This window comes from Thermoleptolyngbya sichuanensis A183 (assembly GCF_013177315.1).
Taxonomy (GTDB): Bacteria; Cyanobacteriota; Cyanobacteriia; order Elainellales; family Elainellaceae; genus Thermoleptolyngbya; species Thermoleptolyngbya sichuanensis.
Genome location: NZ_CP053661.1, coordinates 4,910,284 through 4,934,221, shown reverse-complemented (window position 1 = coordinate 4,934,221; position 23,938 = coordinate 4,910,284). Strand labels below are relative to the sequence as shown.

Here is a 23,938-nt window from a genome sequence, read left to right as displayed (position 1 = left end):
CTAGAGATCTAGACTCGGTATCTGGGGGGCAGTGCGGTGGTTCGGGATTAGGTTATAGAATGCGGACACCCGTTCCAAGGTTAACTTCCCTCACCTCATACGCCATACTGACGATCTCCTGCTCATGACCTTTGATTTTGATCTGTTTAACCTCGATGCCTGGAATGCCCTGTTGCTGCAACTGCAATCTCTGGGCGTAGACTTTGGGCTGCGACTGCTGGGCGCAGCGATTATTCTAGTCGTGGGTCGCTGGCTGGCCAAGCAACTCCGCCGCCTGATCAAGCGACTGATGACCCCGACCACGATTGACCCTAACCTCGTTGCATTTACCGGCAATCTGGCTGAATACGGACTGACGGCCTTTGTGATTTTGGCGGCGCTGGGGCAACTGGGCATCCAAACCACGTCGCTGGTGGCGGTGCTGGGGGCGGCGGGTCTGGCAATTGGGCTGGCGCTGCAAGGGTCGCTGTCCAACTTTGCAGCAGGGCTGCTGATTGTCTTTTTTCATCCGTTTCGTGTTGGCGACTGGATCGAGGGCGGCGGCGAATCGGGCTTTGTGGAAGATATTCAGCTTTTTACAACGGTGCTGCGGCGGTTGGATAACAAGACGGTCGTCATTCCCAATAACAGCCTTACCGGCGGCAATATCATTAACTATTCCACAAAGGGCATTCTGCGGGTGGATCTGGTGGTGGGCGTTGCCTACCACGAAGACATTGACCGGGTGAAGCGGGCGATCGCCGAAGCGCTAGCCCAAGATGAACGAATTCTCAGCGATCCGCCGCCGATGATTGGCGTTTTGGAACTGGCGGAAAGCAGCGTAGACTTTGCCGTGCGCCCCTGGACCCACACCGAACACTACTGGCCCGTCTATTTTGCCGCCTACGAAAACATTAAGAAAAAGCTGGATGCCGCCGGGATTACCATTCCCTTTCCCCAGCGCGATGTGCATCTCTACCCCGCACCCAAGGCTGAAGCCTTATGATCAGAGGCCCGTCCCCCATTGTCGCTGCGGAGCAAAAGCCCAAGCTCTCGACCCTGCGGCGATTTCTGCAATATTTCGCGCCCTATCGTCAGGAAATTCCCATCGCGCTCCTGCTGGTGATGCTCGGCGCAACCACGCAGTCCATTGGCCCCCTGTTGATTGGCTGGGCAATCGACCACCTCATCTTGCAGGGCAACTGGCCGGGGCTGGCGCGGCTGCTGGTGCTGCTGGTGGTGATTTACGTGCTGGGCGTGGTGGCGATTCGGGGACAAATCTGGCGCATTGGCAACATGATGCAGCGGGTGCTGGGGCAACTGCGGCAGGACTTGTTTACCAAGGTGCAGAGTCTTCCGGTCAGCTTTTTTGACCGCAGCGAGGCGGGCGACCTAATGAGCCGCCTGCTGAATGATGTGAACACGGTGAATCAGGCCTTTGGGCTGACGGTGCCGCAAATGCTGGGGCAGGCGTTTAGCCTGGTCGGCATCATCATCGCCATGCTGTCAATGAACCTGCAACTGGGGCTGCTGAGCAATCTGGTGGTGCCCGTGATGATTTTCACGACCGGGTTCTTTTCGCGCTGGGCACGGCGGCGGTTTCGCGTGGCGCGGGAGACCATTGGCGAACTGTCGGCCAAGCTGGAGGAGGACATTAGCAGCGTGCGCGAGGCGCAGGCGTTTAACCGGACGCAACTGAATATTCAGGAATTTGATAGCCTGAACGAGGCCAATCGCCGGGCCAATGTGCAGGCTGTGGCCGTGACCTCTGCCTTTTTGCCGTCGATTGATTTTCTGAACACGCTGGCGACGGCGGGTGTGATGGCCTATGGTGGCTATCTGGCAGTGACGGGGGCGATGTCTGTGGGCGTGGTGACGGCGTTTCTGCTGTATGTGCAGCAGTTCTTTCGCCCCATTCAAATTCTCAGCCAGTTTTATACGCAGGCGCAGTCTGGACTGGCGGGATTAGACCGAATCTTTTTGCTGCTGGATGAGCCTGTGACGTTGCAGGATGCACCCAATGCGACTGAGATGCCGCCGATTCGCGGAGAGGTGCGGTTCGAGTCGGTGTCTTTTGGCTATACGGAAAATCAGCGCGTGCTGCAAGAGGTGAGCTTGGTGGCAGAACCAGGACAGATGGTGGCGCTGGTAGGGCCGACGGGCGCAGGCAAAAGCACGATCATTAACCTGATCCTGCGGTTTTATGATGTGACGGAGGGCGCAGTGAAAATCGACGGCATCGACGTGCGCCGCGTTACCCAAAGCAGCCTGCGCCGCCAGATTGGGATTGTGCTGCAAGATAACTTACTTTTTAGCGGTACGGTGGCGGAGAATATTGCCTTTGGTGCGCCCAATACCAGTCAGGCAGAGATTGAGGCGGCTGCCCAGACTGCAAATGTGCATGAATTTATCACCTCGCTGCCGCAGGGATATAGCACGCTGCTGGGGGAGCGGGGCGCACCGCTGAGCCAGGGACAGCGGCAGTTGGTTAGTATTGCGCGGGCGGTGCTGATTAATCCAAAAATTTTGATCCTGGACGAGGCGACCAGCAGTATTGACACGCGCACTGAAGCATTGGTGCAAGAGGCGATCGCCCGGTTGCTCCAGAACCGCACCAGCTTTGTGATTGCCCATCGCCTCAGCACCGTGACCCAAGCCGATCAGGTTCTCGTGGTTCAGCAGGGGCAGATCGCGGAACGGGGAACCCACGCTGAGCTAATTGCCCAAAAAGGAATTTACGCAAACCTGTATGCGATCCAACTGGGCGCAAGTTAGCGCAGCAGGGCCCGCTGGCGAACGGAAATTGTCGGGCGGGCAGGTTGCTGGGCATTGTAGGCCTGCCAGAGCGAATCAGCCAGTTTCTTGGAGAACTGCTCCAGGTTGAAGCGCTGCTCGGCCAAAAGGCGGGCGCGGCGACCCATTTCGCGGGTTTCTTTGGGATTATCCAACAGATAGGCGATCGCCCTTTGCCAGCCATCCACATCGCCTTCCTCGACCCACAGCCCAATTCCTTCTCGCTCCAGATCCACACCCACATAGTCGCTGCGCGTCATGGCGATCGCCTTCCCCATTGCCATCGCCTCCGTCAGCACCGTCAGACCAATCGCATTTTTGAACCTGGCTTTTTCCTCCACAACAGGAATCGCCACCGCATACGCCTGCTGATAGAGACGAATAAAATCTCGCCAGTCAATCATGTCTTGCAGGATGGATACATTACTGGGCAAATGCGCCTCGGCACTGCCGACCGCTCGCTGCTTTAGATGCTTGAGATCAAGCTGACCAGCCCCACAAATCGTTAAGCCACAGTCCAAGTTTTCAAACGCTTTGACCAGGGTTGGATAGTCTCGATAAGACTTTCCAGGGCTGAGAATAAACCTCTCCCTGGCAGCTTGTTCAGCCGTTGATTCACTTAGATTGACAGGCTGATAAAATCTCAAATCTGCACCCCACTCAATCAAATCTAGCTTCTGCCTGGGAACTCCAAAATCTTCCAGATCCCTCAGCAAAGATTCACTCAAACACAGAATCTTGTTATTGCCTTCAATAAACGTTTTCACAAACAGCTTCCAATGAAACGCTTTTGTGCGAGGAGCCTGATATCCAATCGCCACAATTGGCTTTTTCAGAAGCCCCAGAATGCTCAGAAAAGAAAGAAGTGTTGTGGTTAAATAATGCGCCGAATAGATTACATCATAGCGACGACAGTTTGCCAACAATCTAAGCTGCTGATCCAAATCTCCAAAAATCTTCAGCTTGCCACTGATTTTTTTGAGAAAGGCACTCCCTTGAAAGGGGAGAATATCAACTCCAATATCATGACGAGTCAACGAGTCATAGCCCCAAAGATGCTGAGACGGAGCGTTTCCATGTTCCTCTTGGAGCAAGTTCAAGATTCCGAGCAGGTCATAGTTGTTGACTAAAATTGCCTTCATGATACTCTCAACAAGTGTTAGCAGTCGCGTTCATTAACAAATCCTCGAATAGACAATGGACGAGTGTGGTCATGTCCAGTTGCCAAATAGAGAGTTTTAGGGGTGTTGTGATAGAGATGTCGAGTTGCTAGCCTTGAAAGATGCTTTAGCTGCATGGAGAAACCTCCAAGAACTTCGATTAATACACTTTTGAAAATTTAATTTTTGAATAAGAGAAGACTTAACTCACATTTGAAAGCTGTCGCTGTCCTGTCTGTGGAGTAGCCAAAGCTGGTTGAGTGATTCCAGCAAAAGCTAGCGTCCACTCAAAGCGCCGCTGCAACCATTCCTCTTGAGTATTTTGTTTTGCAAATTCAACAGCTTGGACTGCCATGTCCGCTAGCAAATCTCTATTCTTGCTGTAGTATGCAATCTTTTGAGACATTTCTTCTATGGACGGCCAGGCAACTGTATCAACCGCACCAGTGGCTGAAAGATCTCTGTAGTAGTAGGTATCAAATGCAAGGATTGGAATCCCTGCTGCCATCGCATCTAGGGCGCTGCGAGGCGTGTCTTCATTGAGCGGTGCTGCTAACAGCAGGTGATATGAGTAAAGCTTCTCAAAAAAGTCCTGGTTAAATGGAAGTGCGCCGTGGAAAATGACTCTTTCGATAATTTTCAAAGATTGTGCCAGACGCTTCAGTTCTTCTAGCTGCTCACCGCTACCAATGACGTGAAATACGACATCGCATCCGAACTGGTGATGGGCGATCGCCACTGCGTGAAGGCACCGATCAACTCCCTTGTAGGGCGTTAACCGTCCGAAGTAAACCACTTCTAGAGGCCGCCCTTGATCTTCTAGATTTAGCAACTTTTGAGCCAGCCGATCTCTTCTAATAATGTGATGCCTGCTATGCGCCGCATCCAAGAAGTTCTTCACATTCGGCTTACCTCTGCCAAAATCACGGCAGAGCTTTTCGCCTTTTAGCAAAATTAGTGAGCAGATTTTGGACGCGCAGTAAACTTGCAGTGCCCGAAAGCTGTCGTAGATATATTTGCAAAGTAGATAACTCTTGAGTGACCAAGTCCCTGTTTCATAGCTCATCTGAGCCGTGTTTCTGAAGTCAATGTCTACGACGTAAACTGTCGGTTTCTTAAGAATTCGACCCAGCAGTGTCGCAATAAACTCCATTGGAAACCAGATGTTTGCAGCCAAGCCAGTATGCAACAGATCGCATTGCGAAATCAGACTTTTTAATCTGTTTGCAACCCGAAATAGCTGAAAAAACTGCTGAGCTTTGGAAGATAAATCTTGAACTCTATACAGCGACTTGAATCGAATTCCTGCTTCAGATTCATCCACAACTGATAGCCATTGCTTCCTATGAGAATACTCCTCATCACTCATTTCAACCAGCCCAACCACAAGATGATTAAAGATGGGTGAAATCTTTTCTCTTAGCAGCATCAAGTGCTTCACAAACGCACTCTCTAATGCAACGGTTTGGGAATCGAGCCTGTAATAGTAAACAGGCAAAACCATCAAATAGGTTTTGGAATCAGAGTTTCTCATCCGTTCAAGGTTCCTAAAGCGTTTAACCGCCAACTTTCTGAGCGATTTTTTCTTGAGATTTGTAGGCTTGATGCGAGAGTGCAGAAAGGTGGGGAGAGCGATAGAGATTCAGCTTTTGCTTGAGGACGAGCCAAAAGAAGGGAAGTCCCTCAATCAGATAGCGTCGCCATAGCCGCCGGGGTTCAGACAGCAGACGATGGAGCCATTCCAGGCCCGCCTCGCTAATCCAACGGGGCGATCGCTGCTTATAGCCCGCCTCAAAGTCAATGGCTGCGCCGATTGCCAGAAAAATACGAACATTTGGGAGCTGATGTTTGTATTTAGCAATCCACTTTTCTTGCTTGGGGGCCCCTACGCCAACGGCCAAGACCGTTGCGCCGGAGCGATTAATCATGTCAATGATCTCGGCGCACTCTGTCTCATCTCGCTCAAAGCCAAACGAAGGCGAGTAGGCTCCCACAACAATGTCTCTGCCTGCTTTGGCATTCATCCGCTGCTGCGCTCGATAGGCAACGCCTTCACGGGCACCCAGCAGAAAGATCCTGATATCTTCGTTGTCTTTGTGGTGCTGACAAAAATCCGGTAATAGTTCAGAGCCAGAGATCTTTTCTCTAATCGGCACTCCCAAGAAGTGAGATACATAATATAAAATTTTGCTGTCACAAACTCGATAGTCCGCCTCTTGATAAACCCGATAGAAATCAAAATCTCGTTCTAGTTTAATGAGGTGATCGACGTTGGGAGTAAACACAACGCCAGAGTCTAACAATTCTAGGAACTCCTGCTTAGAGAAATTGTGTATTGAAATGCCCAGGATTTTAATTTCCCTTAGGGCACCAAACCCGTTACCAAGTTTCATGGCTAGTGATCCTGACGCTTAATGAATGACCAGTGTGAGTGCCTATCGGCTGGATCAATCAACACGCTTGAAGTCGATCAATGAATCAACTTGACAGTGTTTCAAGACGAGCTAATAAGGTGAATAAACCACAAATTAATTGGGCTTGTAAGTATTGATCGTAACCTTGTGACGAGATTTTTCAGGAGAAATTCTATAGCTATAGTTATTTCGGGCGATCGCTCTAAAAATGATTGTTAAATCAAACAAAAAGTATTGGCTGGAAGGATGATTCAGAAATGCAAACCCTGATGATTGAGAGATGAGCGATAACTGCAAACTAACAGCGAGTGGTCTGAAAAAGATCTGAAAATTCGGCAGATGTGTAAGGCAGGGTAAGCTTCTTCGACAACAGCGGTTGCCACCAGAAAGGGTGCGCGAGATACCATTCCACGGTGCGCCGAAGCCCCGTCTGCCAGGTTTCCGCAGGTGTCCAGCCGAGCTGGGCTTTGATTTTGGTTGCGTCAATTGCATAGCGGCGATCGTGCCCTGGACGATCTTTGACAAAGGTGATTAAGTTGCGACTGGGGCGCACTGGCAGTTGGGGCGCAAGTTCATCCATCAGGTCGCAGAGTGCTTGCACTAAGTCCAGGTTCTTGACCTCGTTATTGCCGCCGATGTTGTAGACCTCTCCGGGGATGCCGCGGGTCAGTACTGCTTCTAGAGCGCTGCAATGGTCGCCGACATAGAGCCAATCGCGAACATTTTGCCCATCGCCATACACAGGCAGCGGCCTGCCCAGCAGAATGTTGATGCACATCAGCGGGATCAGCTTTTCTGGGAATTGATACGGGCCGTAGTTATTCGAGCAGTTGGTAATCAGCGTTGGCAGTCCGTAGGTGTGGTGATAAGCTCGCACAAGGTGATCACTGCCTGCCTTCGATGCGGAGTAGGGGCTATTGGGGGCGTAGGGCGTAGTTTCTGAAAAAGCCGGGTCGTTGGGGCCGAGACTGCCATAGACCTCATCCGTGGAGACATGGTGAAAGCGGTAGTGATCGGGCTGCTGCTGCTCGTTCCAATGATCCCGGAAGGCTTCTAGAAGCGTGAACGTGCCGAGGACATTGGTCTGCACGAATGCCGCAGGACCAAAGATTGACCGATCGACATGGGATTCTGCTGCAAAGTGGACGAGAGTGTCAATCGCTTCTTCTCGCAACAGTGAATCAAGCGAGGGGCGATCGCAGATGTCTCCCTGCACGAATCGGATATTTTCTTCTTCAAGGAGTGACTCTAAATTTTGCAGGTTGCCTGCATAGGTCAGGGCATCGAGAATGACTAGACGATCGCCCGGATAGGCCCTGTGCCAATGATGCACAAAGTTCGCCCCAATGAATCCTGCGCCACCTGTAATTAGCAGACGACGAGTAGCTGGTAGATGCACGTTATCCTGAATGGCTTGACTCATTTTTTAACCTTGATATTTCATCTCGACATCTGAACAAAAGAAGTCATTAACAAAATCGGTGTTTTCCCCATTCAAATCCTCTGCGTTACCCATGCCGTGCTACTGGCAAAGCTCGATATGACAGTCGTCGCCCACCATGAACCGGAGGGCCTTTGGGCGTTGCGGTGCGGCTTTGATCTGAACCCGTTGACCGATTACGCTATCTACAATGCGCTGGTGAATTCCAACAACCGCAGCGCCTTCCAAGACAACGCTGTGTTCTAAATCGGCATCGACTAATTTGACGCGATCGCCAATGCTGCTGTACGGGCCAATGAAGCAATTTTCCAGGTAGCAATCCCGACCGATTACAACCGGGCCGCGGATGGTGCAGTTAATCACCTGAGAGTCTGGTGCAATCTGGACACGACCGCTAATTTTGCTGGCGTTGTCGATGTTGCCCTCTAGCTGCGTACAGAGGCAGTCGTCCAGGATAATCTGATTTGCCTCCAGCAGGTCGTCTTTTTTCCCGGTATCCAGCCACCAGCCCTGGATTTGCAGCGCTTCGACCTGCTTTTGCTGATCGATTAAGAATTGAATTGCGTCGGTAATTTCCAGTTCGCCCCGGGCAGAGGGCTGAATGCTGGCGATCGCCTCATGAATCCGTGGCGAGAAGAAGTAAATCCCCACCAGCGCTAGGTTAGACGGGGGATGCTTGGGCTTCTCGACCAGCCGCAGCACGCGCCCTTGCTCATCGACCTCAGCGACCCCAAAAGCGCTGGGGTTTGGTACGCTGCACAGCAGGGTCAATGCGTCCAGTCCCCTCGCTTGGAAGCATTCCAGAAACAGGCCCAGTTCCCCCTGTACTAGGTTGTCTCCCAGATACAAGACAAACGGTGAAGCTTCTAGAAAGGGCTGCGCTGTCTTAACCGCGTGGGCCAGGCCGGCGGGCTGTTCTTGGAGGATGTAGGTAATGCGGACCCCGAAGCGGCTACCGTCGCCCGTCTTCGCCCTTACCTCTGCGCCCGTTTCTGGGCTGATGACGATGCCGATGTCGGTAATGCCCGCAGCGGCGATCGCCTCAATCCCGTACCAGAGAATGGGCTTGTTGGCCACGGGCACCAACTGTTTTGCACCAGTGTAGGTGAGTGGACGCAGGCGCGTTCCTTTACCGCCGGAGAGAATAAGCGCTTTCATAGGAGTGGGTATAAAGTTCAGCCAGCATCTTTTTCAACGATTGCCGCCAGTGGGGGGGATAGCCACCCAGCGCCGCAGCGGTTTTTTTGAGCGACAAGACCGAGTAGGCAGGACGTTGCGCGGGCGTAGGATACTCCGCCGTGGAAATTGGCACAATCCGCTGCACTTGGAGGGGAAACCCAAGCTGACTCGCAATTTCAAAAATGGCCACCGAAAAGTCGTACCAGCTTGCAACGCCGCTATTCGTAAAGTGGTAGGTTCCCCAGAGCGATTCCTGGGAACTGCCATTGACAGGGGAACTGCTCTGCACCAGCAACCCATTCGGCAAGCCCTGATGCACCCGATCCGAAGTCGCACCAGAGCGCGATATCAAAATGGCGATCGCCTGGGCCAGGTCTGCCGCCCAGGTAGGAGCGCCTACCTGATCCGCGACTACGCGAATCTCTGGGCGATCGCCCCCCAGCCGCAGCATGGTTTTTACAAAATTGCTCTTGCCCCAAGTGCTGTAGACCCAGGACGTGCGGAGAATGATGTGGCGATCGCAGGCCTGCCGAATGCCGATCTCCCCTGCCAGCTTGGAGCGTCCATAGGCGCTAATGGGCCCGGTCAAAGCAGCCTCCTGATAGGGCGTGTGGGACTGCCCATCAAACACGTAGTCCGTTGAGACATGAACCAGCGATGCGCCAATGCGGCTTGCAATCTCCGCCAGCGTTGTGGGCGCTTCCGCATTAATGGCGTGGGCGAGTTCTGGTTCGCGTTCTGCCTGATCAACGGCTGTGTAGGCGGCCGCGTTCACGATCACGTCCGGCTTGCATTCATAAACGGCCTGATAGATCCGGTCAGTTTGTGTGAGATCTAGGCAGCGTCGATCCAGGCTTTTAACGGTTCCAATGCAGGGTAACTTTCGCTGCAATTCCTGTCCCAGTTGCCCTGCGGCACCGATTAACAAAATTGAGGTCATGGGTATACCTCCGCCATTCTCAATGGCTGTCCTGCTTCATCTTTTGCAGACAGGATCGGCGACGACTGGAGCGGCCAGGCGATCGCCAAATCGGGATCATCCCAGCGAATGCATCGCTCGTGCTGCGGCGCGTAATAGTCCGTCGTTTTATACAGCACCTCTGCCGCTTCCGACAGCACCACAAAACCGTGGGCAAAACCAGGCGGAACCCAAATCTGGCGGCGGTTTTCGGCGCTTATCTCCCAACCCACCCACTGTGCGAAAGTGGGCGATTGTCGGCGCAAATCGACCGCAACGTCAAAGATGGCACCCTGGATGACCCGTACCAGCTTCCCTTGGGGTTGCTGAATCTGATAGTGCAGCCCGCGCAGCACGTTTTGCATTGAGCGAGAATGGTTGTCCTGGACAAACTGCGCGTCCACACCCGTCTTATCTCCAAAAACCTTCTGATTAAAACTTTCGTAAAAGAAGCCCCGGCTGTCGCCAAATAGACGAGGCTCAAGAATTAAAACATCTGAAATTTCAGCCTGGGTAATTTGCATAGTGCTGCGCCCTGCTTGCCTGTCGATAACGGTCGTGACCGGCCCACTCTTTCTAGGTAAAGGTTGTAGATAAAAAACTCTGACACAGCGTTTACGATTAACGCTTGCTTGAAGCTCCATGCTGCTAATCTTCAGCAGTACGAAGCATCTCGCGGTCAGTGCGAATCCATTTGGTTTGCGGACGGAACAGAAATGTGACGTAGAGCGGAATCTTCCAAAGAATGTAAAACGGAACAGCAAGGATCGCGCTCAAGGGCACGAGCGATCGCCCGAATCGATACCACCCCAACAGCACAGCGACTAATAAAAACGCGCCCGCCAGTGCCGAAATCACTAGAGGTAAGATCGTTCCGCCCACGGCAAAACCCGCCATGGCAGCCAAAACCGACGCTGTCCAAAGCAGCACCAGCAGCGCTAGTGGCGGAACGCCCAGGTCTAGTGCCAGCATCAAGAGATCGAGCCGCTGCTGATGGATCGCTGCCTGCAACAGGCGGGGTACCTGCGTCTTCAAAGTTTGCAAATGACCATGCTCCCATCGCGTCCGCTGCTGCTTGGCAGACGTGCGCTGAGACGGTAGACAGCCTCCAATTTCTGCATCTGCACACAAGAGGGGGGCAGAACCCGCGATCGCCAAGTCAACCGACATCTGCATATCCTCAACCAAGTTTCCGCTGGACAGCGACACCTGGCGAATCACTGACCACGGAAAAGCCATGCCCGTACCTGTCAGCCAGCAGGGAAGCCCAAGCTGCGCCATCCCTACGGGACGAACCAAATTCTTGAACAAGAAGGCTAGAGCAGAAATCAGATCTCGTTGACTCGGAGCTTCAGGAGTCCGCATCAGATAGACTGCCTGAACAGGACGATTTTCTTGGAACGCCAACTGAACAATACGCTGAATGCTACCCGAACGTGCTACGCAATCTGCATCTACTAGAACGACAACATCTGGACGCACAGCTTCGAGATGCCTCAGACCATAGTCCAGTGCATAGCCCTTACCAAGCCGAGCCGGGTTTTGGCGCTCAATCACATCCACTCCAAAGGAACGAGCGATCGCCGCTGTTTGATCCGTGCAGTTATCCGCTACGACTAAGACCTGCTCAGGAGAATCAACCTCGCGGATGAGGTGATGCAAGCAGTCCGAAATGCCAAGCTCCTCGTTGTGAGCAGGCATAAGAACCATAAACCGGAACGAGCGATCGCCCGCTTCTACATCATTTCGTATACTAGACCACGAATCCTCTTCTGAACACAAACGAGGCAGTCTGCCTGATGACTTCTGCGAAATCCGTAACGCCATTACACACTCAGTGAGTAGAACGGCGCAAGGAACTAGAACGACTCCAGACAGCAGAAGCAAGACCCAATCAGTGATGACCATAACTGCAACCCTGGAGCAACAGAAGAGCTTCAGTGAATACACTTAGCTCTGCTCGAATTTATTCTTTAGGCAACACCTGATTTTCGCAATATCTATACCTCAGATTCACGTAAACTTCATATTCAAGAATTGACGACTATGACGCAGGCGATTGCCTCTTTCCAAGACGGATCGGGCTAACATCCCATGAATTCAAGCGTCTTGTGGGCTAGAAATGTTTCCGTGAATACACCGAAGACACTGCTGCATGGCTTTGTTCTAGATCATCAGCTTTACAGTTTCTACGTTTCAAGTTCATGTGAACTTCATAATTCCAAAAAGCTCCGTGCCAGGTCAAATCCCAACACCCCGTCTTTATCTCGCTCTGAACTGTTCATATAAAACATAATTTTGAAATACACAGAACTTGCACAGTCGGCTAACTTCTCACCTTAGTGTTGTCCGGGACATAAATGCAGTGCTGCAATGTGTCACAATCTTTTGAAATTCATTTTTCTCTGAGTGCATCGCTGCTATGAAGATTGCTTACCTGATGAATCAGCATCCCTATGCAAGCTGCACATTCATCCGTCGAGAAATTCTGGAACTGGAAACGCAGGGAATTGACGTAACCCGTTTCTCGATTCGCAAACCAGAACTGGCGCTGACTGACGCGGCGGATCAGCAAGAGTTTCAAAAAACACGGTTTATTCTAGGCTCTAAATTTGACCTGCTGCTGAATGCGGTTCGCGGGGTGATGAGCCGCCCTCAACGATTTCTCGCTGCGCTGCGACTAGCGCTCAAAACGGGCTGGAAATCGGATCGGGGGCTGCTGGTGAACCTAGTTTACCTAGCTGAGGCCTGTGGATTGCTGCGCGGCTGCATAGAAATGGGCATCGACCACGTACACGCGCACTTTGGCACGAATGCAACCGCAGTGGCGATGCTGTGTCATGCGCTAGGCGGGCCGTCCTATAGCTTCACGGTTCACGGCCCCCACGAGTTTGACAAGCCAGAGGCGATCGCCCTCTCTGAAAAAATTCGCCACGCTGCCTTTGTCGTCGCCATCAGTTCCTTTACCGAAAGTCAGCTTTTTCGCTGGTGCGACTATCCGCAGTGGTCAAAGATTCACATCATCCACTGCGGCGTAGATGACTTATTCTTATTGCAGCCGTCTGTACCGTTGCCGCAGGAGTCTCGCTTTGTCTGCGTGGGGCGGTTGGGGGAGCAAAAGGGCCACCTGCTGCTGCTGGAAGCGGTGAGCCAGCTTGCAGCAGAGGGATTAAGGTTTAAGGTCGTCTTGGTGGGCGATGGGCCGCTACGGGCGCAGATTGAACAGCGTATCAAGGCGCTGAATCTGCACGACTATCTAGAAATCACGGGCTGGGCGACCAATGCGGAAGTGCAACAGCAGATTTTGGCGGCGCAGGTGATGGTGCTGCCTAGCTTTGCCGAGGGGCTGCCCGTGGTGCTGATGGAGTCGCTGGCGCTGGGGCGACCCGTGCTAAGTACCTATATTGCCGGGATTCCTGAACTGGTGGAGCCGGGAGTCTGCGGCTGGCTGGTGCCCTCGGGTTCCGTAACGACGCTGGCGGCGGCGATGCGCCAGGTCTTGCAGACACCGCTGGCAGATTTGGAGCGCATGGGGCAGGCTGGCGCAGCGCGAGTGGCTCAGTTCCACAGCGCCAGGGTAGAAGCGGCGCGGCTGGCGGCGTTATTCCAGCGCTACGTGACGCATCCAGGACTTGCAGACATGGCAGACTCTGTACAGGAACGGGACTCTAAGGAACGGGACTCAGGGGCGATCGCCCTCCCTCGCAATCTCGAAAAAGTTCCTAGTCAGATTTCAAGTCAGATCTCATCTTGAGAATACACCAAACCCCACTGGCGACGCATCTCGTCCATTGCTTTTTGAATGGCCAGCGTCTCGTCTAGTGGCATGATCCTGCTCTCGATCTCGCCGCTGCGAAGACACCGCATCACCTCGGCGGCTTCATAGCCGTAGCCATTCCCCGCGTATGGCTCCAGGATGGTTTTGGTTGGCTGACGGAGTCGCTTGAGGAACGGATCGCCGAATTGCAGATAGAGGCGTTGCAGAAGGGAATTGTCTCGAACAGCGGATGCTACGATTTGTTTCAGGCTAGACGGACGATTCCCGCCTGAGGCTTGGCTTGAGCCATCGCCCGCTGCCGCAAACGTCCTCACCGAGAGCTGATGCGGCTTATAAAACGGTGCATGAATGCGAATTTGTCCGCGAGTGCCTGTAATCACAGCTTCGTTGCTGGCGTAGGTTCGCAGATTTGCCGACAGCATCGCCAGTTGCCCGCCCTCATATTTCAGCAAATAGCTGGACTGTTCATCAACGCCTGTGGTGGCGATCGCCGCCTGACTGACCACGCTCTCCGGTTCCCCCAGCAAAAAGTACGCCAGCGACAGCGGATACACGCCCCGATCCAGCAGCGCCCCGCCCCCCAGTTCCCGGTTAAACAAGCGGCTCGACGGGTCAAACGCAGCCGGATAGCCAAACTCCGCCGTCAGCGTACACACTTCGCCAATCGCCCCGCTTTGAACCATCTGCCGGACTCGCTGCACCAGCGGCAAGAAGCGCATCCACATCGCCTCCATGCAAAAGAGATGCTGCTTGCGAGCAAACTCAATGACCTCGCTGGCTTCTCGCGCATTCATTGCAAAGGGCTTTTCGCACAACACAGGCTTGCCCGCCCCCAGACACAGCAGGCAGTCGTCGTGGTGGCGACTGTTGGGCGTGCCGATATAAACCACATCTACTTCGGCATCTTGCACTAGTTCCTCATAGCTGCCGTAAGCCTTCGTCACGCCAAACTCGCGGGCAAACTGCTGGGCGTTCGACAGCGTGCGAGAGGCGATCGCCACCAGTTGCGCCCCCGGCAGCGGCCGTAGCCCCTCGGCAAACGCCCTGGAAATATAGCCCGTGCCCAAAATACCCCAGCGAATTGTGCGCGATGGTGTTTGCATCTCAGAAACTTAGCGCGAGAAATTGAGTGCGAATTCAGTGCGGATCTTACTGCGGAACCTTAGCGTGAGAAACTGAGTGCGAATTCAGTGCGGGATTCTAGTGCGAGATTCGAGTACGGGACTTCACTGCGGGATTCTAGATGTTAAAGCTGCGACTTTCGCCGTGGACATTGGCTCCAATTGGGGCTGTTCCCTCGTCTCTACCCCATCGCTGGCCCAGGGCATTGGCGCAATTGGCTCAAAGGTTGTGGTGAGCCGATAGGTTCGGCTGGTTTCCATTGCGTTTTGAATCGCCAGCACGATTTCGTTGTTGTGCAGCGAAAAGCGGGGCGACAGGCGACAGGGACGACCTTCGGCGATCGCCGCTGCCATTTCTGCCACGCCACGGGCGAAGTCCATCTGCTGAGAACCCTTATAGTTAAACCGTTTGCCCCCTTTTCTCAGCAGCGGGTAGCGCTGTTTGATTGGACTCATAAAGGCTTTGCGGCGCAGGGTCACCATCCGCTGGATGTATACCGGATCTTCGTAATACCAGCAGTCGTGAATGCCCAACACGCCGTCGTCGCCAATGATTCGCAGCCCGTGGTCATGCGGGGCCACAATGCCGCAGGTGAGCCGCGCCACCACGCCAGAGGCAAACTTGATGCAGGCAACGGAGAAATCGGGCGCATTCACCGCCAGCGGCACGTTCGTTTCCTTGTCGGGAATCAGGCAGGAGGAAAACGCCGTCACCGATTCTGCCGGGCCAAAAAATGCCGTGAGCCACGTCACGTAATAGCCTGCATGTTCCAGCGTGCAGCCCACTTCAAATTCGTCCTTGTAGGGCCAGGGCACGCCCGATTCGCTGACCCATTTTTGGTAGGGCATTTTGTGAACCAGTCCGTCGTCCATTTCGGCATAGACCAGGCGCACCTTGCCGATGCGATTTTCCCGCAGCGCCCGCCACACCGTCTGCGCCGTTTCGCCCAGCACGCTACAGGGCGCTGAAGCAATTAGCAAGCCGCGACGTTCAGCCAGTTCAACCAGTTCAGTTGCGTCTGCCATGTCCATCGCCAGCGGTTTTTCAGAATAGACGTGTTTGCCAGCGGCCAGGCAATCTCTGGAAACCTGGTAATGGCTGCGGGGATTGGTGAGATTGAGGACAATATCCACGTCGGGATCTTTTAACAGATCGTCGAACGTGTCATACCGAGGGACGGAATGGTATTCGGAAAAGCGCTCGGCACGTTCTGGAACGCGATCCATCACGCCCATCAGCTTGAGTTCTGGATGCCGCTGCAAGGTTTTGAGATAGTAGTCTGCAACGAATCCACAACCAACAATCGCAATCCGCATTACACCCTCCGCAGCTAAGAATTGAAGTTGAATATCTCAGTCAGATTCCAATTAAAGTCCTATGTTGAAACGTCGAAGCCTGATATTGAACCAGTGATATGAAACCCGTGATGAATGCTGTTGGGATGGGCTGGAATGCGTGCAGACGCTCTGAATAACCACGCCTAATCACACCTAATCCATGCAAAAAACCAGCTTTTTTGAACCGTATCTAGCTTCTGGAATGATGAGAACCATTACCGCCGTTGGAACTACCAGAACTGCCATTCAGCAGGGCGCGGGCGGGTTCCTCCACCATGCGGGCCTGTCGCCGCAGCGGGCGCGGATGGGTGTTGTAGTAGCCCAGAGAGGCGATCGCCCTGGGGTTTGGATGATTGGCAACCACACCTAGACTCGGTAGGCGATGGACGCTCAGGGATTGCAGAGCTTGCATAACGTGCGATTTCTTAGCCTGACAAACGCTCACCACCATGAGAATGCCGTCGGTATTTGCGGAGATGAACTCCGCATCCGTCAATCCCAACAGGTGGGGTGCGTCGTAGATCACCAGGTCGTAGGTCTGATGCAGCCTGAACATGGCGGTCTGCATGTGTTCTGATGCCAGCAGCCGGACGGCTTCTAGCGAGGGTTGCCCAGCGGTCAGCGCGAACAGATTGCGGACGCTGGTGGGTTGGATCAAGTCATCAGGCTGCACCTCACGCAGCAGCATATCGCTCAAGCCCGTCTCGTTCTCCAGCCGCAGCCGTCGATGCAAGTCGGCATGGCGGAGATTGCTGTCTACCAGCAGCACCCGCTTGCCCATGCTGGCAACGACCTGGGCCAGGTGCAGGGCGATCGTGGTTTTGCCCTCGCTGGGCGAGGCAGAGCAAACGGTGATCGAGCGAATTGGCGCACCGTCCGACATAAAGCAGAGATTGGCATAGAGCGAACTGAAGGCTTCCTTAAACAGAGAAGAATCGAGGCGATCGCCCGTTGCGGTCGGCGGAACCTCCGCTTGCAGATGGGCAGCGCCAGCGTCGTAGGGCACCACCCCAATGACCGGCAGATCGATCGCGTCTTGAATGTCCTCTGTTCTAAAGAAAACGTTGCGGAACTGGTCAAGTAAGATAGCCGCCAGCAGCCCCAGCAAAATCGAAGCGCCGATCGCCCCCAGCAGTTCTCGGTTGCTCTTGGCAAAGGGAATCGGGCGACCCTGCCCGTCTTTCGGCAGCGTCGGGGGCGACACCAGTTCCCACGGCACCTCCGTCTGGGCCGATTCAATCTGAAAGTTTTCGCGCTGGGTGAGCAGTTGATCCAGGCTGCGGTTGGAAATCTCAAGCTGCCGCAGGATTTCGCTGTATCGCCGCGAGACAGCAGGAAGCTCCTGAAAGCGGTTTTGTACCTGTGCCTGAATGCCTGCAATTTCGGCGCTGCGGGCCTGCAACACGCGAATCTGGTTGATAGCCGCTACCATTTCTTCGATTAGCTTGAGCCGAACAGAGTTCTGGAATGCCTGCACGCGGGGATTGCCCGTGCCCTGCCCCAGATTTTGCCCCAAGATGCGCTGTGCCTCCTGCGCCATCAGGCTCGAAAGATTGCGCTGCTTTGCACGCAGATCCAGTATAATCGGGCTTTCTTCGCTAAACTGTGCCGACTGAGTGGCAATTTCGGCTTCTAGCTGCTGCATCTGCTCTTGCAGCTTCAGATAGCCCGGTTCTTCGCTGAGGGCAGACGCGGCGATCGCCTCCTCCGGGGTCAGGTTCAACTGTTGCCGCAGCGAGTTATACAGCGTTACCTGTTCCCGCAAGAGTTTGCGCGTTTCCCGCGCCTCTGCCGCAATCTGGCTCACCTCTCCCGACAGCAGTGTTCCCTGCTCCTTGGGGTCAACCAGGTTATATTCCTCTTGCAGCGCTTGCAGTTGGTCTTGCAGCGAGTTCACCCGATTTTGCAGTTCTGGCAAGCGGTCTTCAACGAATTTAATGCCTTCGCTGTAGCGGGTCTTGCGGTCTTCCAGGCTGTATTGCAAATAGCGATTCGACGTTTCCCGCAGCACCATCGCCACCAGTTCGGGGTCGGAGTGGACATAGCTGACGCGAAGAATTTTGGTCATATCCGTATTCGTCTGCCCTTTCCGCTCCACCGTCAGCCCCCGTTGCAGCATCCCCACGTTGAAGTCTGGATAAGACTTTTGCACTTCCTGCACGATCGACTCCAGCATTCCGGGGCTTTGCAGCACGGCAATCTGGCTGGGATAATCCAGCCCGCCAAAGGAATGCTCGGTCGGCACGTTATTGCTCGTTCGCGTGACTGCCAGTGGATCGACTACCCGCGCCTGTGTATTCAGCGGCTCCACCAAAAGCTGAAACTCGCCCAAGTAGGTGGGGGGCGTGGTGGCATATCGCAACGCAGCCAGACTGCTGACCAACCCCACAATGCTCGCCGTTAGCCAGAAATTTCGGAAGATGCTGCGCCGATACGTACCAATGTTCAGCCCCTTTCGCATCAGGCGGGCAAACTCATCGGCATCGCTAGCAGAATTTTGGCTGAGCAACTGGCTGATCAGCTGGTTACTACTCTCCAGGCGGAGCGGCTCGTGACGATTTTCTGGGTTCATACCTGACTCAACTGACGATTGGAGGAGTTACAGAAGACTGGCACAACACACGGATAAAAATACGAAGAAAACATGAACAGCTTGCTGAACGCTATCAATGCAACAGGAATGCGACTCAAAGAATAGGAACGGGCGATCGCCCCACACTCTCATTCACGCTCACTCACACACGCTCACTCACAGTTTGGGAACGCCATCGAACCCTGTACCAAGCTAATTCCCGCCAAAAATTCGGAGGATGCTAAACACCCCCACAAACGGATTAATCGGTCCCAATAGCGTATTCAAAAAGTCTCCGGTTCGCGCCAGCCCAGAGCGACCCACCACCACAATGTCGTTGTTTCTCAGGGCCGGATTAGTGGCTTCGTTGACCTCGGCGGAGAGATCTACCTGAATTTCTCGACGGACGGCCGAACCATCTGGGTTGATGCGGATTAACTGCACTTCGCTGGTGCGGGCACGAGTCAGGTCAAACCCGCCCGCCGCCAGAATTGCCTGATTTAACGAAGTGTTGGACTGTAGCGCCAGCGTTCCGGGAGACTTCACTTCGCCAACGACGTTAATTCTGACCGTTTCGGGCGAAAAGTTTGCGGCAGCCAACTGGACGGCTTCGCGGGGGTCGAGGGCGCTGACTGTCGGCACGATCAGCGTGTCGCCATCTCGCAGGGGAATGTCCTGATCCAGTTCGCCCGCCTGCAAAAATGCCCACAGGTCAACCCGAATCACCTCCTGGCGATTTCCCAACTGCGGCCGGCGAATCTCGATGTTGCGGATATCGGCTAATTGAGTGATGCCGCCTGCGGCCTGGATGGCCTGCGTCACGGTGCGAATGGGAGCGGCTGCCCCATCACCCTCGATTGTGCCGCCCGCCGATTGCCCGGTGGTGTATGCGCCGGGGCGATTTACCTCGCCCACCACGCCGATGCGAACTGGGCGCGGGCTGACCAAGCTGACGGTAATTGACGGTCGGTGGATATAGCGGCGATAGCGCTGCACCAGGGTTTCTGAAGCCTGTTCGGTCGTCAATCCCTGCAAAACCACCTTTCCGACCCAGGGCAAGGTCAGGGAGCCGTCGGACAACAGGGTATACGTTGTGCCGCTGAGATCGGCGACACCAAAAACATCGACCCGCACCTGATCGCCCGCCCCCAGCGTGTACTCGGTGCTGGCTGCTTCTGCCGGAATCGCTGCCGCCGCACGAGAGGGCACCCGTCCGCTAGGTTCGTAGGGCATAGATTCAGGTAAGGTCTGGGCGGTGGATGGCAGCGCAAGGGCGATCGCCCCCATCCAGCAACCCAGTCCTAGTCCTGCTAGCCCAAGACCTGCGTTCCAAACACGCCCTAAAAAATTTCTGGATTCTCCTCCAGACTCATTCCTAACCCCAATAGCAAAGTCCCCACTTCGGGCGTAAATGCGTTCCTGATAATCCGACATAAGGCACGCTCCTTGCGACTGATGCCCTGTCATTAACCTGGCTTTAATAAGTTCTGTGAATCGAAGCAAACAGATAATACCAAACCTGTTCCGGGGCAAACGGTATCATTACGCCTAATCCCGTAAATTTTGGGCGATCGCCCAAAAACAGAACTGCTCGGCAACAGCGATGAAATCCAGAACTGGCAAGGACTACGGGTTTCCTCAGAAAAGGTATCCAGAATTTTATGAAGTTTTGATGAAGGGCCGTGAAATTACTGACAAGCCCCCAGCTTCACCGATATAAGTTAGCTATACAAAAAGAAACAACTGGCAAACTGGCGTTATTTTGAGTCTGATTGAGTCTGAGTCCAATTGAGTCGGCAGACTTTACAAGCTCTGCTAAAGGGGGATTAGAGGGCGATCGCTCCCCGATTTTTACATCGATTTTTCTGCTTAAAGTAGATCTTCTACTCTTCCTTTTAATCTTCTAAGAGTCGTTTTAAGAATACTTTCGGAGTGGCTCTCAAGTTATTTTCAAGTTATTTCCAAATTATTGTTAGAAACACATATCCAAACAGGCAACTGTATCGCAGCGAACTAGCAGTATCTGATGGAATGCGACGAAACTGGTGGATGAATTTGGACGGGTTTGGATTAGCAAAGTTGTTTAGGCAGGGTCATGGCATCTATTAAACAGTTGGCAATTCGCGGGACGGCCTGGGTTGTCCTCACCTACGGCATTTCCCTGGCGCTGCGAATTGGCAGCAACTTGATTCTGACCCGTCTGCTCAACCCCGAAATGTTCGGGAAAGTCAGCTTGGTCTGGGTATTCTTGGGTGCGCTAGTTTTGTTTTCGGACTTAGGAGTTGCTCCTAGCATTATTCAAAGCAAGCGCGGCGATGATCCCGATTTTCTAAACACAGCCTGGACTATTCAGGTGATTCGGGGGTTCATTTTGTGGGCAGGCAGTTTGCTAATTGCGTGGCCCGTTGCCAGTTTTTATGGACAGCCTGAACTGGTCTTATTGCTACCGTTTATGGGGCTTTTTCTGGTCATTGATGGGTTCAACCCGACCAAGCGAATCACGCTCAATCGCCAGCTTTCAATGCGGCATATTTCCACCCTTGAAATCAGCGCTCAAGTGGTTTCGGGTGTTATCTTGATTATTTGGGCCTGGATGAGTCCATCAATTTGGGCGATCGCCTCTGCGGGAGTTATTTCTGCAGTTATCACGCTGATCCTGAACATTTGGAGCATTCCTGGCCCGCTAAATAGGTTTGCCTGGGATAAGTCAGCCGTTCGAGAAATCTTGAACTTTGGCAAGTGGATTTTTGCATCCAGCGCGATGCATTTTCTGGCGACCCAGACCGATCGATTGGTGCTTGGAAAGCTCATCACCCTCTCGATGTTTGGGATTTACAATCTTGCCCTGGGAATCGCAATTTTACCCTCTACGCTGATCGAAAAGGTCGGCGGCACGGTGATCTTTCCGTCTCTAGCCAAGCTGATTCATCTAGAGCGGACTGAACTGCGGGCCAAGATTCTCAAAAACCGGGGATTGGTATTGGCAGCAATTGGAATATTGCTTGCTCTGCTGATTAGCACCGGAGACATTATTATCTCCATCATGTATGACGAACGCTACCGTCAGGCAGGGTGGATGCTATCAGTCCTCTCCTTAGGAATTTGGCCCCTGGCACTGACGAATACAGTGGGCCCTGTCCTTCTGGCGCTGGGACAATCTCAATATTCGGCATTCGGCAAGTTTTTGAGTTTTCTGTTTCTAATTCTGGGAATTCCCTTGGGCGCTCATCTGGCAGGCGATTTTGGAGCAGTGGTTGCGGTTCCAATCAGCAACATCCCCATCTATGCGGCAAACCTTTATGGACTCTGGAAAGAGCGCCTGCTTTGTATCGGACAAGACCTCAAACTAACGCTTGTTTTTTTGGCTATTCTGGCTTTATTTCTGACCGGTCGAGCCATCTTTGGGGTAGATTTTCCAGCACTTACCTCTTGACTCTTAACTTCTGACCCTTAACCCTGAGTCTCAGAGCTAATTTATGAAGCAAATCTTAAGAAGCCTGAAACTCTTGGCATGTGTGGCTTTGAGGTCATGCTTGCCCAGGAAAAGCGGTTTCTCGGAAATCCTTGATTAACAAGGCTTTCAGGCTCCTTTACAAATTAGCTCTCAATACCTGGAACGAAAAGCTCATAACATCGATGATCATTCCTCCTGCTCCCGCACTGCTTGCATGGGTTCCGATCGTGGTTAATTTGTTTCGACAGTTGTCGATTCAATGGGCGATCGTCGTGAGCTTCGTGACAGGGTTTCTCTATCTGTCTCAGTTTGAATTTGAGCTTCCGCTTCTGATTCCGGGGACTCGAATGGCGTTCACAACTTATGCAGTTTTCTTAGGAATCATCCTGTTTAATGCGGAAGCAAAGCGCTTGTTTTCCTTTCGCCTAAGCTGGTTTGATTTGCCGATGATCGTTTGGTGGATCTGCCCGTTCCTTTCGTCTATCTCGAACGACTTGGGCATTTTTGACGGCTTGAAGGAGCTAGGCGCTCAAAGCGTAAATTGGGTCTTGCCCTATCTATTAGGCAGAGTTTATCTCCGTGATTTGGAGGGACTGAGAAAGCTCTGTCTGGGCATTGTTGTGGGGACGCTGAGCTATATTCCACTTTGCTGGATTGAGATGCGTCTCAGCCCGATCTTGCACCAGACCATCTACGGATTTGACGGCTCAGGGGGCCGGATTGGTCAAAACGTGATTGAAGGCGTTGGCTATCGACCGATTGTGTTTCAGGCGCACGGCCTGGTTGTGGGTGCTTGGTTTATGTCTGCTGCTGTAATTTCAGTATGGCTTTGGAAAAGCGGCTCAATCAATCGTCTGTTTGGGCTTCCCTTTAAGTGGCTGGCGCTCGCCATCGTGGTTCAGTCTTTCCTGACGCGATCGCTGGCGGCGACGGTGTTTTTCTGTGTCGGCGTGTTCATCTTTTTTGTCAGCAGATATTTGAGAAACTTTTTGCCGCTGCTAGCAATTTCGTTCTGTATTTTGATTTATTTGCACAACGGCATCTCAGGTTCCCTGGCAAAAGATGGCATTACCGCAGCCGTTAGCGGCGTGACTTCTGAAAGCAAGACGGAATCCCTGCAATTTCGGCTCAATTCTGAAGATGTTCTAGTGGACAAGGCCAATCAGCGAATGTGGTTTGGCTGGGGGGGGTATGGGCGAAATCGCGTGATTGATCACAGGGGCTATGAGTACATCACCGATAGTTTGTGGATTATCGTGTATGGCACTCGCGGACTGGTGGGATTGGTGAGCCTTACGCTCGTTTTTTTGTTGCCCAGTCTGGTGCTAATCTTTTATTTCCCCACAGGCGCTTGGCATCATCGCAGGCTTGCGCCCGTGGCGGCCCTATCCGTCGTACTCGCGCTCAACATGGCAGACGCTCTGCTGAATGCCTTTCCCCATCCGCTGCTGACGATTTCAGCCGGGGGCATTTTGGGCTTGTTTGCCGACCACACCGAGTCCAAAACGCTTGGCATTTCGCTGAAAGCAATCGAAAGTCCCGTTTCTGCAAGCTCGGCGATCGCCCCCTTCTCCCAACGCAGCAGCGTGAAATAGGGCGATCGCTTTTCGAGCCAGTACAGCGCCGTGCTGCAAGCCCATCCAGAAGTTGTGATGGCTCATGCAGAGGTCGTATCGCTTCTATCTGCACACGCCGCCTGATTTTGCGTTCTGGTAACCATTCGCCAAGACTGAGCGCCCCAAAACTGTCGC

Annotated in this window: 17 protein-coding genes; 5 read left to right on the top strand and 12 right to left on the bottom strand. The window is 53.3% G+C overall.

Features of this window, described 5'->3' with window-relative positions; genetic code table 11:
- Nucleotides 1-124: 124 nt before the first annotated feature.
- Nucleotides 125-985, top strand: coding sequence for a mechanosensitive ion channel family protein (locus tag HPC62_RS20380; RefSeq protein ID WP_172358270.1), 861 nt, complete (start codon nt 125-127; stop codon nt 983-985).
- Nucleotides 982-2,754: an ABC transporter ATP-binding protein gene (locus HPC62_RS20375; RefSeq protein ID WP_205371083.1), complete on the top strand. Its 1,773-nt coding sequence runs from the start codon at nt 982-984 to the stop codon at nt 2,752-2,754. The genes HPC62_RS20380 and HPC62_RS20375 overlap by 4 nt, the downstream gene beginning before the upstream one ends.
- Here the strand turns inward: HPC62_RS20375 and HPC62_RS20370 are convergent.
- From HPC62_RS20370 to HPC62_RS20335, 8 genes are all read right to left on the bottom strand, one after another.
- On the bottom strand, nt 2,751-3,593 hold the full coding sequence (locus HPC62_RS20370; protein WP_172358269.1) for a glycosyltransferase family 4 protein: 843 nt from the start codon (nt 3,591-3,593) through the stop codon (nt 2,751-2,753). The genes HPC62_RS20375 and HPC62_RS20370 overlap by 4 nt on opposite strands.
- Before the next feature lie 541 nt (nt 3,594-4,134).
- A complete protein-coding gene (locus HPC62_RS20365) occupies nt 4,135-5,466 on the bottom strand; it encodes a glycosyltransferase family 4 protein (protein WP_172358268.1) in 1,332 nt (443 codons plus the stop codon).
- A 22-nt stretch (nt 5,467-5,488) separates the two neighbouring features.
- A complete protein-coding gene (locus HPC62_RS20360; protein WP_172358267.1) occupies nt 5,489-6,325 on the bottom strand; it encodes a WecB/TagA/CpsF family glycosyltransferase in 837 nt (278 codons plus the stop codon).
- A gap of 319 nt (nt 6,326-6,644) precedes the next feature.
- Nucleotides 6,645-7,769 (bottom strand): dTDP-glucose 4,6-dehydratase, encoded by a 1,125-nt coding sequence (gene rfbB, locus HPC62_RS20355; protein ID WP_172358266.1) that lies wholly within the window; start codon nt 7,767-7,769, stop codon nt 6,645-6,647.
- A 99-nt stretch (nt 7,770-7,868) separates the two neighbouring features.
- A complete protein-coding gene (locus HPC62_RS20350) occupies nt 7,869-8,945 on the bottom strand; it encodes a glucose-1-phosphate thymidylyltransferase (RefSeq protein ID WP_172358265.1) in 1,077 nt (358 codons plus the stop codon).
- On the bottom strand, nt 8,917-9,906 hold the full coding sequence (gene rfbD, locus HPC62_RS20345; protein ID WP_172358264.1) for a dTDP-4-dehydrorhamnose reductase: 990 nt from the start codon (nt 9,904-9,906) through the stop codon (nt 8,917-8,919). The genes HPC62_RS20350 and rfbD overlap by 29 nt, the downstream gene beginning before the upstream one ends.
- On the bottom strand, nt 9,903-10,448 hold the full coding sequence (rfbC, locus tag HPC62_RS20340) for a dTDP-4-dehydrorhamnose 3,5-epimerase (protein WP_172358263.1): 546 nt from the start codon (nt 10,446-10,448) through the stop codon (nt 9,903-9,905). The genes rfbD and rfbC overlap by 4 nt, the downstream gene beginning before the upstream one ends.
- Before the next feature lie 124 nt (nt 10,449-10,572).
- Complete coding sequence (locus tag HPC62_RS20335) at nt 10,573-11,625, bottom strand: glycosyltransferase family 2 protein (protein ID WP_216655299.1); 1,053 nt, start codon at nt 11,623-11,625, stop codon at nt 10,573-10,575.
- 721 nt (nt 11,626-12,346) lie between these two features.
- On the opposite strand from HPC62_RS20335, the gene HPC62_RS20330 reads away from it, so the two are divergent.
- Nucleotides 12,347-13,678 carry a glycosyltransferase gene (locus HPC62_RS20330; RefSeq protein WP_172358261.1) on the top strand — a complete coding sequence of 444 codons (1,332 nt, stop codon included), beginning with the start codon at nt 12,347-12,349 and terminating at the stop codon, nt 13,676-13,678.
- Here HPC62_RS20330 and HPC62_RS20325 read toward each other — a convergent pair.
- The 4 genes from HPC62_RS20325 to HPC62_RS20310 form a co-directional block, all read right to left on the bottom strand.
- Nucleotides 13,663-14,805, bottom strand: coding sequence for a Gfo/Idh/MocA family protein (locus tag HPC62_RS20325; protein WP_172358260.1), 1,143 nt, complete (start codon nt 14,803-14,805; stop codon nt 13,663-13,665). The genes HPC62_RS20330 and HPC62_RS20325 overlap by 16 nt on opposite strands.
- A 123-nt stretch (nt 14,806-14,928) precedes the next feature.
- On the bottom strand, nt 14,929-16,140 hold the full coding sequence (locus HPC62_RS20320) for a Gfo/Idh/MocA family protein (RefSeq protein ID WP_172358259.1): 1,212 nt from the start codon (nt 16,138-16,140) through the stop codon (nt 14,929-14,931).
- A 211-nt stretch (nt 16,141-16,351) separates the two neighbouring features.
- The gene (locus HPC62_RS20315; protein ID WP_172358258.1) at nt 16,352-18,733 is read right to left on the bottom strand and encodes a GumC family protein; all 2,382 of its coding nucleotides are present in this window, start codon (nt 18,731-18,733) and stop codon (nt 16,352-16,354) included.
- Between the two features lie 213 nt (nt 18,734-18,946).
- Nucleotides 18,947-19,966: a polysaccharide biosynthesis/export family protein gene (locus tag HPC62_RS20310; RefSeq protein WP_172358257.1), complete on the bottom strand. Its 1,020-nt coding sequence runs from the start codon at nt 19,964-19,966 to the stop codon at nt 18,947-18,949.
- Nucleotides 19,967-20,828: 862 nt separating this feature from the next.
- On the opposite strand from HPC62_RS20310, the gene HPC62_RS20305 reads away from it, so the two are divergent.
- Both HPC62_RS20305 and HPC62_RS20300 read left to right on the top strand, forming a co-directional pair.
- On the top strand, nt 20,829-22,166 hold the full coding sequence (locus HPC62_RS20305; RefSeq protein ID WP_172358256.1) for an oligosaccharide flippase family protein: 1,338 nt from the start codon (nt 20,829-20,831) through the stop codon (nt 22,164-22,166).
- Nucleotides 22,167-22,414: 248 nt separating this feature from the next.
- Nucleotides 22,415-23,782, top strand: coding sequence for an O-antigen ligase domain-containing protein (locus HPC62_RS20300; protein WP_172358255.1), 1,368 nt, complete (start codon nt 22,415-22,417; stop codon nt 23,780-23,782).
- Nucleotides 23,783-23,938 lie beyond the last annotated feature (156 nt).

Excerpts from the sequence above, each read along its gene's own strand:
- HPC62_RS20335 (WP_216655299.1), bottom strand. The coding sequence starts at position 11,625 with ATGCCTGCTCACAACGAGGAGCTTGGCATTTCGGACTGCTTGCATCAC.
- HPC62_RS20330 (WP_172358261.1), top strand. The coding sequence starts at position 12,347 with ATGAAGATTGCTTACCTGATGAATCAGCATCCCTATGCAAGCTGCACA.
- HPC62_RS20360 (WP_172358267.1), bottom strand. The coding sequence starts at position 6,325 with ATGAAACTTGGTAACGGGTTTGGTGCCCTAAGGGAAATTAAAATCCTG.
- HPC62_RS20365 (WP_172358268.1), bottom strand. The coding sequence starts at position 5,466 with ATGAGAAACTCTGATTCCAAAACCTATTTGATGGTTTTGCCTGTTTAC.
- rfbD (WP_172358264.1), bottom strand. The coding sequence starts at position 9,906 with ATGACCTCAATTTTGTTAATCGGTGCCGCAGGGCAACTGGGACAGGAA.
- rfbC (WP_172358263.1), bottom strand. The coding sequence starts at position 10,448 with ATGCAAATTACCCAGGCTGAAATTTCAGATGTTTTAATTCTTGAGCCT.
- HPC62_RS20380 (WP_172358270.1), top strand. The coding sequence starts at position 125 with ATGACCTTTGATTTTGATCTGTTTAACCTCGATGCCTGGAATGCCCTG.
- HPC62_RS20350 (WP_172358265.1), bottom strand. The coding sequence starts at position 8,945 with ATGAAAGCGCTTATTCTCTCCGGCGGTAAAGGAACGCGCCTGCGTCCA.
- HPC62_RS20320 (WP_172358259.1), bottom strand. The coding sequence starts at position 16,140 with ATGCGGATTGCGATTGTTGGTTGTGGATTCGTTGCAGACTACTATCTC.
- HPC62_RS20315 (WP_172358258.1), bottom strand. The coding sequence starts at position 18,733 with ATGAACCCAGAAAATCGTCACGAGCCGCTCCGCCTGGAGAGTAGTAAC.
- HPC62_RS20375 (WP_205371083.1), top strand. The coding sequence starts at position 982 with ATGATCAGAGGCCCGTCCCCCATTGTCGCTGCGGAGCAAAAGCCCAAG.
- HPC62_RS20305 (WP_172358256.1), top strand. The coding sequence starts at position 20,829 with ATGGCATCTATTAAACAGTTGGCAATTCGCGGGACGGCCTGGGTTGTC.
- HPC62_RS20310 (WP_172358257.1), bottom strand. The coding sequence starts at position 19,966 with ATGCCCTACGAACCTAGCGGACGGGTGCCCTCTCGTGCGGCGGCAGCG.
- HPC62_RS20325 (WP_172358260.1), bottom strand. The coding sequence starts at position 14,805 with ATGCAAACACCATCGCGCACAATTCGCTGGGGTATTTTGGGCACGGGC.
- rfbB (WP_172358266.1), bottom strand. The coding sequence starts at position 7,769 with ATGAGTCAAGCCATTCAGGATAACGTGCATCTACCAGCTACTCGTCGT.